At 73.7% G+C, this 13,702-nt stretch carries 13 protein-coding genes; 7 read left to right on the forward strand and 6 right to left on the reverse strand.

The genetic code is table 11. The features are described 5' to 3' along the window. Positions 1–948: a methylmalonyl Co-A mutase-associated GTPase MeaB gene (gene meaB, locus Ani05nite_RS34315; protein ID WP_203775339.1), complete on the reverse strand. Its 948-nt coding sequence runs from the start codon at positions 946–948 to the stop codon at positions 1–3. Positions 949–968: 20 nt separating this feature from the next. Continuing rightward, positions 969–2,153 carry an acetyl-CoA C-acetyltransferase gene (locus tag Ani05nite_RS34320; protein WP_203775341.1) on the reverse strand — a complete coding sequence of 395 codons (1,185 nt, stop codon included), beginning with the start codon at positions 2,151–2,153 and terminating at the stop codon, positions 969–971. Between the two features lie 61 nt (positions 2,154–2,214). Here Ani05nite_RS34320 and mce point away from each other — a divergent pair, with 61 nt between their 5' ends. The 4 genes from mce (at position 2,215) to Ani05nite_RS34340 (ending at position 7,334) form a co-directional block, all read left to right on the forward strand. Beyond that, the gene (gene mce / locus Ani05nite_RS34325) at positions 2,215–2,649 is read left to right on the forward strand and encodes a methylmalonyl-CoA epimerase (protein ID WP_203775343.1); all 435 of its coding nucleotides are present in this window, start codon (positions 2,215–2,217) and stop codon (positions 2,647–2,649) included. A 280-nt stretch (positions 2,650–2,929) separates the two neighbouring features. Next, positions 2,930–4,225, forward strand: a complete 1,296-nt coding sequence (locus tag Ani05nite_RS34330) for a DivIVA domain-containing protein (protein ID WP_203775345.1) — start codon at positions 2,930–2,932, stop codon at positions 4,223–4,225. A 219-nt stretch (positions 4,226–4,444) separates the two neighbouring features. Beyond that, entirely contained in the window at positions 4,445–6,046 is a 1,602-nt protein-coding gene (locus Ani05nite_RS34335; protein ID WP_239130939.1) for a coiled-coil domain-containing protein, read from the forward strand. A gap of 118 nt (positions 6,047–6,164) precedes the next feature. Beyond that, the gene (locus Ani05nite_RS34340; RefSeq protein WP_377882196.1) at positions 6,165–7,334 is read left to right on the forward strand and encodes an AI-2E family transporter; all 1,170 of its coding nucleotides are present in this window, start codon (positions 6,165–6,167) and stop codon (positions 7,332–7,334) included. 299 nt (positions 7,335–7,633) lie between these two features. Here Ani05nite_RS34340 and Ani05nite_RS34345 read toward each other — a convergent pair whose 3' ends face one another. The 3 genes from Ani05nite_RS34345 to Ani05nite_RS34355 all read right to left on the reverse strand — a co-directional run bounded on the left by Ani05nite_RS34345 (position 7,634) and on the right by Ani05nite_RS34355 (position 9,295). Further along, positions 7,634–7,804, reverse strand: a complete 171-nt coding sequence (locus Ani05nite_RS34345; RefSeq protein WP_203775347.1) for a hypothetical protein — start codon at positions 7,802–7,804, stop codon at positions 7,634–7,636. A gap of 350 nt (positions 7,805–8,154) precedes the next feature. Next, positions 8,155–8,955, reverse strand: coding sequence for an alpha/beta hydrolase (locus Ani05nite_RS34350; RefSeq protein WP_203775349.1), 801 nt, complete (start codon positions 8,953–8,955; stop codon positions 8,155–8,157). A 10-nt stretch (positions 8,956–8,965) separates the two neighbouring features. Then, entirely contained in the window at positions 8,966–9,295 is a 330-nt protein-coding gene (locus Ani05nite_RS34355) for an Rv1322 family protein (protein ID WP_203775351.1), read from the reverse strand. Positions 9,296–9,352: 57 nt separating this feature from the next. Here Ani05nite_RS34355 and Ani05nite_RS34360 point away from each other — a divergent pair, with 57 nt between their 5' ends. From Ani05nite_RS34360 to Ani05nite_RS34370, 3 genes are read left to right on the forward strand one after another with little or no spacing between them, the layout of a single operon-like run. After that, positions 9,353–10,846, forward strand: a complete 1,494-nt coding sequence (locus Ani05nite_RS34360) for an aldehyde dehydrogenase family protein (RefSeq protein WP_203775353.1) — start codon at positions 9,353–9,355, stop codon at positions 10,844–10,846. A gap of 22 nt (positions 10,847–10,868) precedes the next feature. Continuing rightward, on the forward strand, positions 10,869–11,516 hold the full coding sequence (locus tag Ani05nite_RS34365; protein ID WP_203775355.1) for an ABC transporter ATP-binding protein: 648 nt from the start codon (positions 10,869–10,871) through the stop codon (positions 11,514–11,516). Continuing rightward, on the forward strand, positions 11,513–13,012 hold the full coding sequence (locus tag Ani05nite_RS34370) for a DUF6297 family protein (protein WP_203775357.1): 1,500 nt from the start codon (positions 11,513–11,515) through the stop codon (positions 13,010–13,012). The genes Ani05nite_RS34365 and Ani05nite_RS34370 overlap by 4 nt, the downstream gene beginning before the upstream one ends. Here the strand turns inward: Ani05nite_RS34370 and nucS are convergent. Beyond that, positions 13,009–13,668, reverse strand: a complete 660-nt coding sequence (nucS, locus tag Ani05nite_RS34375; RefSeq protein ID WP_203775359.1) for an endonuclease NucS — start codon at positions 13,666–13,668, stop codon at positions 13,009–13,011. The two genes, Ani05nite_RS34370 and nucS, sit on opposite strands and share 4 nt — an antisense overlap. Positions 13,669–13,702 lie beyond the last annotated feature (34 nt).

Here is a 13,702-nt window from a genome sequence, read left to right on the forward strand (position 1 = left end):
CTAGAGGCCCTTGATCAGCTCGTCGGCGGCGGCGTACGGGTCGAGCCCGCCCGCGGCCACCCGGGCGGCGAGGTCGCTCAGCGCCGTACCGTCGCGCAGCGAGCCCAGCCGCGCCCGCAGCGTGCCGAGCGCGATCGCCTCGACCTCCGCCGCGGCCCGCGCCTCGCGCCGGGCCTGCAGCCGGCCGTCGGACTCCAGCCAGGCGCGGTGCTTCTCGATGGCCGCGACCACCTCGTCCAGGCCCTCGCCCCGGACCGCCACCGCCCGCACGACCTGCGGCCGCCACTCGCCGGGGCCGCGCTCGCCCAGCGAGAGCATGCCCTGGATGTCGCGGTAGGTGGCGTCCGCGCCGGGCCGGTCCGCCTTGTTGACCACGAAGACGTCGGCGATCTCCAGGATGCCGGCCTTGACCGCCTGGATCGCGTCGCCCATCCCGGGCGCGAGCAGCACCAGGGTGGTGTCCGCCAGCGAGGCGATCTCCACCTCGGCCTGCCCGACGCCGACGGTCTCCACCAGCACGACGTCGCAGCCCGCGCCCTCCAGCACGCGCACCGCCTGGGGCGTGGCCGCGGCCAGCCCGCCGAGCTGCCCGCGGCTGGACATCGAGCGGATGTAGACCCCGGGGTCGGTGGTGTGGTCCTGCATCCGGATCCGGTCGCCGAGGATGGCCCCGCCGGTGAACGGGCTGGACGGGTCCACCGCCAGCACGCCGACCCGGTGCCCGGCCGCCCGCAGCGCGCGGACCAGCTCGTTGGTGGTGGTCGACTTGCCCACCCCGGGCGAGCCGGTCAGGCCGACCACCTGGGCCCGGCCCGCGTACGGGGCCAGCGCGGCCGCCACCTCGGGCAGCCGCGGATCGCCGTTCTCCACGAGGCTGATCAGGCGGGCGACCGAGCGGGCGTCCCCCTCGCGGGCGCGGGCCACCAGCGTGGGCACGTCTCTGATCACCCTGCCATGGTGCCCCACGATCAGGCGGCGGGCACCGTGAGGAGCAGCGCGTCGCCCTGGCCGCCGCCACCGCACAGGGCGGCCGCGCCCAGCCCGCCGCCGCGCCGCTTCAGCTCCATGGCCAGGGTCAGCACCAGCCGGGCCCCGGACATGCCGATCGGGTGGCCCAGCGCGATGGCGCCGCCGTTGACGTTGACGATCTCCTCGTTGACCTTGAGCTCGCGCATCGAGTGGAGCACGACCTGGGCGAACGCCTCGTTCATCTCGATCAGGTCGAGGTCGGCGACGGTCCGGCCGGCCTTGCCGAGCGCGTGCCGGATGGCGTTCGCGGGCTGGGCCTGCAGGGAGCTGTCGGGGCCGGCCACGTTGCCGTGCGCGCCGATCTCGGCCAGCCAGGTCAGGCCCAGCTCCTCGGCCTTGGCCCGGCTCATCACCAGGACCGCGGCGGCGCCGTCGGAGATCGGCGAGGCGCTGCCGGCGGTGATCGTGCCGTCCTTGGCGAACGCCGGCCGCAGGGCGGCCAGGGACTCGGCCGTCGCGTCGGGGCGGACGCCCTCGTCGGTGTCGATCAGCTTGTCGACGCCGCGCAGGCCGGCCTTGACCGGCACGATCTCCTCGGCGAAGCGGCCCTCGCGCTGGGCGGCGGCCGCCCGCTGGTGGCTGAGCGCGGCGAAGGCGTCCTGCTCGGCGCGGGTGATGCCGAGATCGGCGCCGCTGCGCTCGGTGGACTCGCCCATCGAGATGCCGTCCCAGGGGTCCATCAGGCCGTCGAAGGCGGTGTGGTCGCGGACCAGGATGTCGCCGTACTTCTTGCCCTGGCGCTGGCCCAGCAGCAGGTGCGGGGCGTTGGTCATCGACTCCATGCCGCCGGCCACCACGATGTCGAACTCGCCGGCCCGGATGAGCTGGTCGGCCAGGGCGATCGCGTCGAGGCCGGACAGGCACACCTTGTTGACCGTCACCGCCGGCGTGGTCATCGGGATGCCCGCGGCCACGGCGGCCTGCCGGGCGGTGATCTGGCCGGCGCCGGCCTGCAGCACCTGACCCATGATCACGTACTGCACCTGGTCCGGCGCCACGCCGCCGCGCTCGAGGGCGGCCGCGATGGCGTATCCGCCCAGCGCGGTGGCCGGGAGGTTCTTGAGGTTGCCGAGGAGGCGGCCCATGGGCGTACGGGCGCCGCTGACGATCACCGAGCTGGTCACGGGAGCTTCGCTTTCTACAGGCCTGAACGATGGTTAAGCACAGCCTAGTACACTCTCCAGCATGGATTCTCTGCCCACCGTCGGCCTGCTGCGAGTCGATCACGTCGGGATCGCCGTGGCCGACCTGGACGAGGCGCTCGCCTTCTACGACCGGGCCTTCGGGATGCGGTGCGTGCACCAGGAGGTGAACGAGGAGCAGGGGGTCCGCGAGGCCATGCTGGCCGCCGGCGACGACGGCGCCGGCGCCCGCATCCAGTTGCTCGCGCCGCTGCGCCCCGACTCGGCGATCGCGAAGTTCCTCGATCGCAGCGGCCCCGGGCTCCAGCAGCTCGCCTACACGGTGGCCGACGTCGAGGCGGCCGCCGCCGCCCTGCGCGCCCGCGGGCTGCGGCTGCTCTACGACGAGCCGCGCCGCGGCACGGCCGGGTCCCGGATCAACTTCGTGCACCCCAAGGACGCCGGGGGCGTTCTGGTGGAGTTGGTGCAACCCGCCTGATTCGTCAGCCTTGCGGGTGAAACATCCTGACGACGCGGCGATGGCCTGGCAGGATCGTCGGCATCGAACGCCGGCGCCGGGCGCCCCTGTGAGACGATCTTCTGCTCCGAATGCCACAGCAGGTAGCGGCGCGGCAACGCTGCGCGGGCAAAGGGCGCGTCGATGCCACCCGAACGGCCGACCTCGCCCCTCGGCGGGCGGGACCGAGCTGATCTCAGGGCGGAATACCCGGCCCGTACGGTCTTGCGTGGCCCCCTGGGGGGTCTGCCAGTATGTCCCAATGCCCCAGCAGCAGGATGCCAATCTCGCGTTCTTCGAGACCGCAAATTCGCAGCACGACTTCACTGTTGTCCTGCGCGGATACGACCGCGGACAGGTGGACGCCCACCTCGGCCGGCTCATCGCCGCCCTGAACCAGTCGGAGCAGGCCCGCGGCGAGGCCGAACAGCGGATGAACGACGCGCAGCGCCGGCTGCGCCAGGCGGAACAGCGCCTCAACGCCCTCGAGCAGAAGCTGGCCGACAGCAACAAGCTGCTCGAGGAGAACAACCGGCCGACCCTCTCCGGGCTGGGCACCCGGGTCGAGCAGATCCTGCGGCTGGCCGAGGAACAGGCCAACGACCACCGCAACGAGGCCAAGCGGGAGTCCGAGGGCATCCTCTCCGCCGCGCGTCTCGAGGCTCGCGAGATCACCGACAAGGCCCGGGCCGAGGCCGCCGCGATGAAGGCGACCGCCGAGCGTGAGGCGGGGCAGCTCCGCACGCAGGCCGAGCGTGAGGCGGCGGAAAACCGGGTGCAGGCCCGGCGCGAGGCCGACACGCTGCGCTCGGACGCCGACCGCGAGACCAAGCAGCTGCGCACGGTCACCGCCCACGAGGTCGCCGAGCTCAAGTCGACCGTCGAGCGGGAGGTCGCCTCGCTGCGCGCCACCGCCGAGCGGGAGATCACCCAGCTGCGCGCGAAGGCGGCCCGCGAGGCCGAGGAGAAGCGCGCCGAGGCCACCAAGATGCTCACCGACGCCCGCGACAAGCGCGACAAGGACCTCCAGGCCCTCGCGCTGGAGACCGCCGAGCGCCGCGAGAAGAGCGAGCGCGAGGAGTCGCAGCGGCACGCCGCCCAGGTCAGCGCCACCCAGAAGATGGTGGCCGAGGCCGAGGAGCGGGCCCGCGCCGCCGAGGACCGGGCCAAGGAGATCGAGCAGCGCGCCGAGAGCCGCCGCGTCGAGTCCGAGCGCAGCGCGGTCGAGACCGTCGAGAAGGCCCGCGCCCTGGCGGAGAAGACCGTCACCGAGGCCCGCGCCGAGTCGCAGCGGCTGCTCAGCGAGGCGCGCACCGAGGCGGAGCTCACCACGCAGGCCGCCAAGCGCGAGGTCGAGGACCTCACCCGGCAGAAGGACGCCGTCACCAACCAGCTCGGCCAGATGCTCTCCGGCCTTTCCGGCCTGGTGCCGACGGTCGGTGCGGCGGCCAAGGCGGCCGAGACCGTCAAGCAGGCCGAGGCCAAGGCGGACGCCCCGGCGCAGCGACCGGCCGAGGCCGGCGAGGCGGGCAAGCCCGAGGTGGCCAAGACGAACTGAGTCGTTCGCCACTTGGTCCCCGGTTGCGCCACCCCGAGCGGTGCGCAACGGTTGAAAGGGCCGGGTCGGCTGTGCAAAGCGTCTGCGGGCCGTACCGGAGTCCTCCGGTACGGCCCGTTTGTTTCCGCCAGTAGCCTGAGTACCGACAAATCACTACCAGACACATAGTCCTGCCAGGCCGTGTGTATCCACACGTCACGGGACGATGCGTATGTGAGGATGGCAAGCATGTCGCACGGCGGGGAAATCTTCGGTCTCGGTGGGGACGTAGCCTCCGAGCCCAGCTTCGAGATCGCCATGCGGGGTTACGACAAGAAGCAGGTGCAGCGCTACGTCGCCCGGGCCGAGAACGAGATTGCCGCCCTGGCCGCGGAGCGCGAGCAGGCCTACTCGCAGCTGCAGGCGATGGCCGGGCAGATCGACCGGCTCCAGCAGGAGGCCGCCCAGGCCCGCCGCCAGCCCGGCCTGGCCGAGGTCTCGTTCCGGCACCTCGGCCCCAAGGTGGAGGAGATCCTCGCCAAGGCCGAGGAGGTCGCGGCCGACATCAAGAGCTCCGCGACCGACGACATCGCCGCCCGGCTCGCCGAGGCGGAGCGGATCCGCGCCGAGGCCGAGGCGCACGCCCACGACGGCATCCGGGACTTCGAGATCGCCCTGGCCGCCCGCCGGGCCGAGGAGGAGAAGGCCGACGTCGCCCGCCGCGCCGCGGCCGAGAAGGCCGTCGCCAGCACCCGCCAGGCCGCCGAGCAGCTGCGCGCCGAGGCCGAGTCGGCCCTCACCCGCGCCCGCGCCGAGGCCGAGCAGCTCACCCAGCGGGCCGCGCAGGAGGTGCAGCGCCAGCGCGCCGAGATCGACGGCTACGTCAAGTCCACCCGGGTCCAGGCCGACCAGGAGCTCAAGGCCCTGCGCGACAAGACCCAGCAGGACGTGGCCAAGCTGCGCGCGGACGCCGAGCGGGAACGCGCCGAGCTGAAGACCGCCACCGACCGTGAGCTGGCCCAGCGCCGCCAGGAGCTGACCCAGGAGCTCACCCAGATGCGCTCGGCCGTCGAGAAGCAGTGCGCCGACCTGCGCAGCGAGGCCGACAAGTACGCCGAGGAGGTGCTGCGGCGCTCCGACGAGCAGGCCACCGCGATCCGCAACGAGATCGCCGGTCAGCAGCAGAAGATCGTCGCGGCCGGCCGGGACCTGACGGCCGCGCAGGCCAAGGCGGCCGAGGCCGAGGCCAAGGCCGCCGAGGCCAACGAGCAGGCCCGGCAGGCTGAGCGGGAGGCCCAGCGGGCCCAGCAGCGCCTGGCCGAGGTCAAGAACGAGCTCGAGCGCGAGCTCGAGCACGTGGAGGAGGCCAAGCGCGCCGGCGAGGCCGCCGAGCGGCGGGCCACCGAGGTACGCCGCCAGGTGCAGAAGGAAGCCAAGCGCGTCGCCGAGCTGGCCGCCGCCGCCGTGCTCGCGGCCGCGGCCTCCCCGAACGACGAGGACGAGGACGACGAGCCGGCAGCGGCGCCCGGCGCGACCGCCCACGGCTCGGCCCCGGTCGTCACCGGGCAGGCCACGGTCGCCCCGCGGACCGCGTCCCCGGTCACGTCGGCCGGCCAGCACGCCGCGCCGGAGAAGCCGGCCGGACCGGCCGCCCAGCCCGCCACGGCGGAGAAGCCGGCCGGAGCAGCCGCCCAGCACGCGGCGCCGGAGAAGCCGGCGGGGGCCGAGAAGGCCACCCCCGACCAGACCGGCGCGGTGTCCGCCACCCCGGCCAAGGTCTCCGCCTCGGCCAAGGTGACGCCCCGCCCGGCCGGCAGCCGCGTCGGCGTCGACGCCGACTGACCGTCCGCACCGGCCCGGCGGGTGGCGGGCGCTTGGCGCCGGCCGATACATTCCCCGCCGGGAAGTCCGGTCGCCGCACCGGTCGCCGACCGCTGCCCGGGCGTCCCGATGGTCTTGTGTGGAGGTTCCGGTGACGGCCGACGAGTCCCGCCCGGCTGAGCCCGGCGCAGACCCACCGGTGGCCCCGCCGCCCCCGGAGGCCGGCCCGCCGGAGGCCGACGCGCCGCGCGAGGGCGACGACAGGTTCGGCCCGCCGGGCCCGCCGCTCAACCGCCGCAACCCGTTCATGATGGGCCTGCTCGGCGGCCTGGGCGTGCTGGTCGCGTACGGGATCTTCCTCGGCCTGCGCAACGCCGCGTCGATCCTGGTGCTCGTCTTCATCGCGCTGTTCCTGGCCATCGGCCTCAACCCGGCCGTCGACCGGCTGCGCGGCTGGGGCCTGCCCCGCGGCCTGGCCGTGACGGTCATCGCGCTGAGCGTGGTGCTGCTGCTCTGCGGTGGCCTGTTCGCGCTGGTGCCGCCCCTGGTCACGCAGACCGGCCAGCTCGTCGGCAACGTGCCGCACTACATCGAGAGCCTCCAGCGCAACGAGGCCGTCCGCGACCTGGTCCAGCGCTACGACATCCTCGACAAGGTGCAGGGCGCGCTGGACGCCGGCACGGTCACCAACGCCCTCGGCGGCGTGGTCGGCGGCGCGAAACTGCTCTTCGGCACGATCTTCAACGTGCTGACCGTGATCGTGCTGGTCATCTACTTCCTGGCCGCCTTCGAGCGGATCAAGGAGGCCGGCTACGCCTTCGTCCCCCGCTCGCGGCGGCAACGGGTGCGGCTGCTCACCGACGAGATCCTCGGCAAGGTCGGCGCGTACATGGTCGGCGCGATCGCGATCGCGGTGCTGGCCGGCGTCTGCACCTGGGTGTTCGCGATGGTGGTGGGGCTGGCCTACCCGTTCGCGCTGGCGGTCGTGGTCGCCGTCTGCGACCTCATCCCGCAGATCGGCGCCACCCTCGGCGCGATCATCGTGAGCCTGGTCGGCCTGGCCGACTCGCTGGGCGCCGGCATCGCCTGCATCGTCTTCTTCGTCGTCTACCAGCAGGTCGAGAACTACCTGATCTACCCGAACGTGATGCGCCGCTCGGTGAAGGTCAGCGACGTGGCGGCGGTGACGGCGGCGCTGCTGGGGGTGGGGCTGTTCGGGGTGATCGGCGCGCTGATCGCCATCCCGATGGTGGCGGCGATCCAGCTCGTCGTCCGGGAGGTGGTTTATCCGAGTATGGAGGAGAAGTAGGCTTTTTACGGTACGGGGACACTCGGATGGTTGCGTGACACTCCACCCGGCCGGAGTGCGGTGCCGGGCCGTTGCGGGAGCGCCGGGCTGAAGACGGCGCAAGACCCGAGCCAGCAGCGGATCATCGCCGGCTCCGGCTCATCTCTGGGTGGCCCGGCAGTGAGCTTCTCGTTCCGGGCGATCTCGTATTCGTGGGGCTGAGATAGCCCAACTCCTTCTGGATGCGGCGGGTGTCGTACCAGCCGTCGCTGTAGTTGATCAAGTTGCCGTCGCGGACGGCGGCCAGCCAGAACACGCCTTCACCACCGGATGCGGGTGGCGTCAGCGACCCGGAGCCGGTTCGGGCCGGCCGCGGTGAAGTGGCGGTCGACCAGATTCAGTTTCAGCGCCGGCGTGGGCCGCGGGTCCGGCCGCGTCGACCCGCTGCGCCAGCCGCGATGCAGGAACGCGCCCTGCCAGCCTTTGCTCACCCGCGTCGGCCTCGGCCGGCCGAATCCAGTTCCGCAGCGCTTCGTGACGCACGTTCAACGGAATATGGCACGTATGTCCCTGCCCACCCCCACGCTGCCCTCCGGTCGCCTTCGACTGCGGCCCTTCGACGACGCGGACGCCGACGCTCACTACGCGTTGCACAGCAGCGACTAGTTGCGCTACTGGGACGCGCCGCCGTGGAGCGAACGCGGGCGCGCCGAGCGATTCATCGCGGCTTGTCGGCAGCTGGCAGAGGACGGCACCGGGGCTCGGCTTGCCGTGGATCGGGTCTCCGACGGGGCATTCGTCGGCTGGTGCAGCCTGACCCGGTGGAATCCGGGCGACGGCGTCAGTCCTTCAGGGGCTTGGGCACCGGGACGTCCGCGAAGGCGGCCACCGTGCGGTCCGCGTACGCCGCGGTGTCGCCCGCCTCCATCGGCCCGTCCCAGGCGCGGGGCAGCGGGACCGGCACCTCCGGGGCGACCCGCCGCACGATCTCGTCCAGCACCTTCTCGGCGTCGCCGACCCACAGGTGCTTGGCCCCCGGGACGCCGACGACCTCGGCCTGCGGGATCGCCGCGAAGCGGGTGCGGGCCTCCGCGGGCCGCAGGTAGTCGTCGAACTCCGGCACCAGCGCGGTCAGCGGCTTCCCGCCGGCCGCCCAGGCGGCCAGGTGCTCGGCGTCCGAGAAGCGCAGCGGCGGGGACAGCAGGATCGCCCCCGCGACGGCCGGGTCGAGGCCGTGCATGAGGGTCAGGTCGGTGCCGAAGGACCAGCCCACCAGCCAGATGTTCGGCAGGTCGTGGAACTCCGCGTACTCGATCGCGGCCGCGACGTCGTAGCGCTCGTCGACGCCCGCGGAGAACTCGCCCTCGCTGGCGCCGCGCACGCTGGACGTGCCGCGGGTGTTGAAACGCAGCACCGCCACCCCGGCCAGGGCGGGCAGCCGCCAGGCCGCCTTGCGGAAGACGTGGCTGTCCATCATCCCGCCGTGGGTGGGCAGCGGGTGCAGGCAGACCAGCGTCGCGACCGGATCCCGGTCGAGCGGGCGGGCCAGCTCGCCCACCAGGGTGAGGCCGTCGGCGGTGTGCAGCTCGATGTCCTCGCGCCGGGCGGGCAGGACGGAGTTCGCGCGGATCTCGTTTGTCACGTCTTCATAGTCACCCATAGCGCGGGGCGCTGCGCGAGCGCTCCACCCCCGGGCCGCGCCGGTCCCGCGCGCGCCAGCAGCCGGTGTGCCAGTGCCGCCGGTCGCTCTCGTCGCCGCGTTCGTCGGCCGGCCAGGCGACGATGTGCGCCACGCCGGGACGGATCTCCTGCATGCAGCCGGGGCAGCGGTAGGTCTTGGTGGCCGCCCCGCCGAAGATCGACCGGACCGTCCACTCGCCGTCCTGGTACTGCTGGACGCCCTCGATGCCCTTGCGGGCGCGCTCGTCACCCAGCGGGGTGGGTGCGGCGTCGCGGCGGGGGCGATTACGGCGAGGACTCACGATAATCAAGCGTACGTGTGAGGTGCGGCACGCCGAATGCGACTTAGACTCGCGTTCATGACGGCTACCCGTACTCCCGGCATGCCCGTGGTCGAGGACGGATTCCTCGTCTCGACCAGCCCTGCGACCGGCGCCGAGGCGGGCCGCGTCCCGATCAGCGACGAGAAGGCGGTCCAGGCCGCCGTGGACCGCGCCCGCACCGCCGGCGCCTGGTGGGCCGGGCTGGGCTTCGACGCCCGTCGGACCCGGCTCCTGCAGTGGCGGGCGCTGCTCGCCCAGCGCATCGAGGAGCTCGCCGCGCTCACCCACGCCGAGACGGGCAAGCCGCCCGCCGACGCCATCGTCGAGGCCACCGCGGCCATCGAACACATTGACTGGGCCGCCCGCAACGCCAAGCGCGTGCTGGGCCCGCGCCGGATGCGGACCCGGCTGCTGGTCGCCGAGCACTCCGGCCACCTGGAGTACCAGCCGTACGGCGTGATCGGGGTGATCGGCCCGTGGAACTACCCGATCCTGACCCCGCTGGGCCCGATCAGCGGCGCGCTGGCCGCCGGGAACGCGGTCGTGCTCAAGCCCAGCGAGTACACCCCCGCGGTCGGCCAGTGGCTGGCCGACACGTTCGCCGAGATCGTGCCCGAGCAGCCCGTCCTGCAGGCCGTGCACGGCCTCGGCGACGTCGGCGCCGCCCTGTGCCGCGCCGGGGTCGGCAAGATCGCGTTCACCGGCTCGACCGCCACCGCGAAGAAGGTCATGGCCACCTGCGCGGAGACGCTCACCCCGGTGCTGCTGGAGGCCGGCGGCAAGGACGCCCTCATCGTCGACGCCGACGCGGACGTGGACGCCGCCGCCGAGGCCGCCGTCTGGGGTTCCATGACCAACGCCGGCCAGACCTGCATCGGCATCGAGCGGGTGTACGCGGTGGCGCCGGTCTACGACGCGTTCGTGGCGGCCGTGGTCGAGAAGGCCGGCAAGCTGCGCATCGGCGAGGAGATCGGCCCGATCACCATGCCCAGCCAGATCGACATCATCCGCCGGCACATCGACGACGCGCTCGCCGGCGGCGGCCGCGCCCTGCTCGGCGGGGCCGACGCGGTGCAGCCGCCGCACGTCTCGCCCACCGTGCTGGTCGACGTGCCGGAGGACTCGGCCGCGATCCGCGAGGAGACCTTCGGCCCCACGGTCACCATCACCAAGGTGGCCGACACGGACGAGGCGGTCACCCGGGCCAACGCGCTGCCGTACGGGCTGGGCGGGGCGGTCTTCGGCAAGGCGAACGGCATCCGGATCGCCCGGCGGCTGCACACCGGCATGGTCGCGGTGAACTCCACGCTGAGCTTCGTCGGGATGGCCACGCTGCCGTTCGGCGGGGTCGGCGACTCCGGCTTCGGGCGCATCCACGGCGAGGACGGGCTGCGCGAGTTCGGCCGGGCCAAGTCGATCACCGTACGCCGGGCCCCGTCGCTGCTGCCGGCGATGACCTTCGAGCGCACCCCGGCCCAGGTGCAGCGGATCGTGAAGGCCGTCAAGCTGCTGTACGGCCGCCGCCCGTGACCACCTTTGCTAGCGTCACCCGGTGGATCAATCCGCGATCGAGGTCCGCGACCTGTCGGTGAGCTACGGCTCCACCCCCGTGCTGGTCGGCGTCCGGCTCAGCGTGCCGGTCGGCGCCGGCGTCTGCGTGACCGGCGAGAACGGCATCGGCAAGTCGACGCTGCTGCGCTGCATCACCAGCCTGCAGCGCGCCGACGCCGGTGAGATCGAGGTGTTCGGCGGCCCGCCCGGCTCCACCCCGGAGTTCTGGCGGGCCGTCGTGACCACCGTGGAGCCGCCGACCTGGTATCCCGGGCTGACCGCGCGCGAGCACGCCGAGCTGGTCTGCCGCGCGCACGGCCTGGACCCGGCCGCGGCCGGGGTCGACGAGGCGCTGGAGCGCTTCGGCATCGCCGGGCACGCCGACGCCATCCCGCCGTCGCTGTCGTCGGGGCAGAAGCAGCGGCTGACCCTGGCGCTGGCCCTGCTGCGGCCGAGCCGCCTGCTCATCCTCGACGAGCCCGAGCAGCGCCTCGACCCGGAGGGCCGGGCCATGGTGGCCGGCCTGCTGGGCGACTACCTCGCCGACGGCGGCACGGTGCTGATGGCCAGCCACGACGACGCGTTCGCGGCCGCGGCCGGCACCGGCACGGTGAGCATGGCGGAGCTGCACGCCGCCGACGCGCAGTGACCGCCCCGGTCACCGTCGGCGAGCTGCGCCGCTGGGTGCGCCGCACGCAGTCGACCCACCGGGAGCGCGGCGAGCGGCTCGGCAACGTCTACTTCGCCGTGTTGTTCGTGCTGATCGTCGGGGGCATGGTGCACCGGCAGATCGCGGCGGTGGTGTGGCCCGCCGGGCCGAACGCCTCCGAGCTGGCCGGCGACTCCCTGCTGGTGGTCCTGGCCGGCGGGCTCTACCTGGCCCTGCGCCGCCTCGGCCCGCTCGCGCTGAGCCGGCCCGCGGCGTCCTGGCTGCTCACTGCCCCGGTCAGCCGGCGCCGGCTGCTGCTGCCGTCGCTGTGGGTGGCGCTGACCGGCGCCGCCGTCGCCGGCGCCGTGGGCGGGCTGGCCGTCCTGGGCCACGTCGCGGCCCGGCCGGTGTCCGGCGCCGACGGCCTGCTGCCGCTGGTCGGCGCGTTGCTCGGCGGCGTGCTGCTGCTGGTCGCGCTGGGCGCGCAGGCCGGGCGCCGGTGGGCGGCGTGGTCCGACCACGCGGCGTACCTGCTGGTGGGGGTGGGGCTGGCCGGGCTGGTGGCCGACTCGGCCGTGGGCGCGCCCCGGGCGGACGCCGGGTGGCCGGCGGCGCCGGTGGTCACCGCGCTGGCCGGTGCGCTCGCGGTGGTCGTGACCGTGCTCCTGCTGCTGGCGGTACGGCGGCTCGCCACGACCCCGAACGAGCGGATCCTCGAGGCGGCCAAGACGGCCGGCACGCTCTTCGACTCGGCGTACGGCCTGGAACCGTCGTTCGTCACCGAGATGGTGGAGCGGCGCTACTGGGCCCACCGCAAGCTGCGGTCCCGGCGGTTGTGGCGCCGCGTGCCGGTGCTGGTCGCGCAGGATCTGCTGCTGCTGCGGCGCCGCCCGCGCCGGGTGCTGTGGGTGGTCGGCTCCACCGCCCTGCCCGCGCTGCTGGCCAACGCCCCGGGCTGGCTGGTCGGCCTGGCCGTGCTGCTCGGCGGGCTGACGGCCGGCGGGGTGACCGCCGGGACCATCCGCATCGACGCCGGCAACCCGGTCCTGCTGCGCCTGCTCGGCCTCAGCTCGCGGCAGGCGATCGGCCAGCGGCTCTGGGTGCCCGGCGTGCTCAGCGGCCTGTGGTACGCCGCCGCGCTGACCGTGCTGACGCTGATCGGCGACGGGCCGGCCGGGCCGTGGTGGGCGCTGGGGCTGGCCCTGGGCCCGGTCGGCGCGGCGGCCACGATGCGCCGGGCCCGGGTGGGCTTCGTCGACAACGGACTGATGCCGCTGGACACGCCGATGGGCTCCGTCTCGACCGGCCCGCTGCTCAACGCCGTCGCCGGGCTCGACGTGCTGCTGCTCGGGCTGCCGACGGTCGTGCAGCTCACCCAGGGCGGCCCGCTGAGCTGGACCGGGGTGGCGGTGCAGGCGGCGGTGGCGGTGATCGGCGCGCGGGCGTACCTGAACGCGACCACCGAGGCCGACCGGGTGGAGCTGAGCGGGCGCTAGAAGAGGGTCAGCTCGTTGCGTTCCATGCCGCGCAGCTTGTCGTAGTCGACCACCACGCAGCGGATGCCGCGGTCGGTGGCGAGCACCCGGGCCTGCGGCTTGATCTCCTGCGCGGCGAAGACGCCCTGCACGGGCGCGAGCAGTGGATCCCGGTTCATCAGCTCGAGGTAGCGGGTCAGCTGCTCCACGCCGTCGATCTCACCGCGACGCTTGACCTCGACCGCCACCGCGCCGCCGGCCGCGTCCCGGCAGAGCAGGTCGACCGGGCCGATCGCGGTCATGTACTCCCGGCGGACCAGGCTCCAGCCCTCGCCGAAGGTCGCCGGGTGGGCCGCCAGCAGCTCCTGCAGGTGCGCCTCGACGCCGTCCTTGACCAGGCCCGGGTCGACGCCCAGCTCGTACGAGGTGTCCTGGAAGATCTCCTCCAGGGTGATCCGCAGCTCCTCGCCGGCCTTGTTGACGACCTTCCACACCCCGGGCGCCTCCTGCAGCTTGCAGGGCGGGCTCATCCAGTTCAGCGGCTTGTAGGCGCGGTCGTCGGCGTGGATGGACACCGAGCCGTCGGCCTTGACCATCAGCAGGCGGGTCGCGGGTGGCAGGTGGGCGGAGAGACGGCCGACGTAGTCCACGGAACATCTCGCAATGACCAGGCGCACCCGACGAGGGTAGCCTCCGGGTCCGGCGGGGCGA

It is taken from the genome of Actinoplanes nipponensis (assembly GCF_016862275.1).
Lineage (GTDB): Bacteria > Actinomycetota > Actinomycetes > Mycobacteriales > Micromonosporaceae > Actinoplanes > Actinoplanes nipponensis.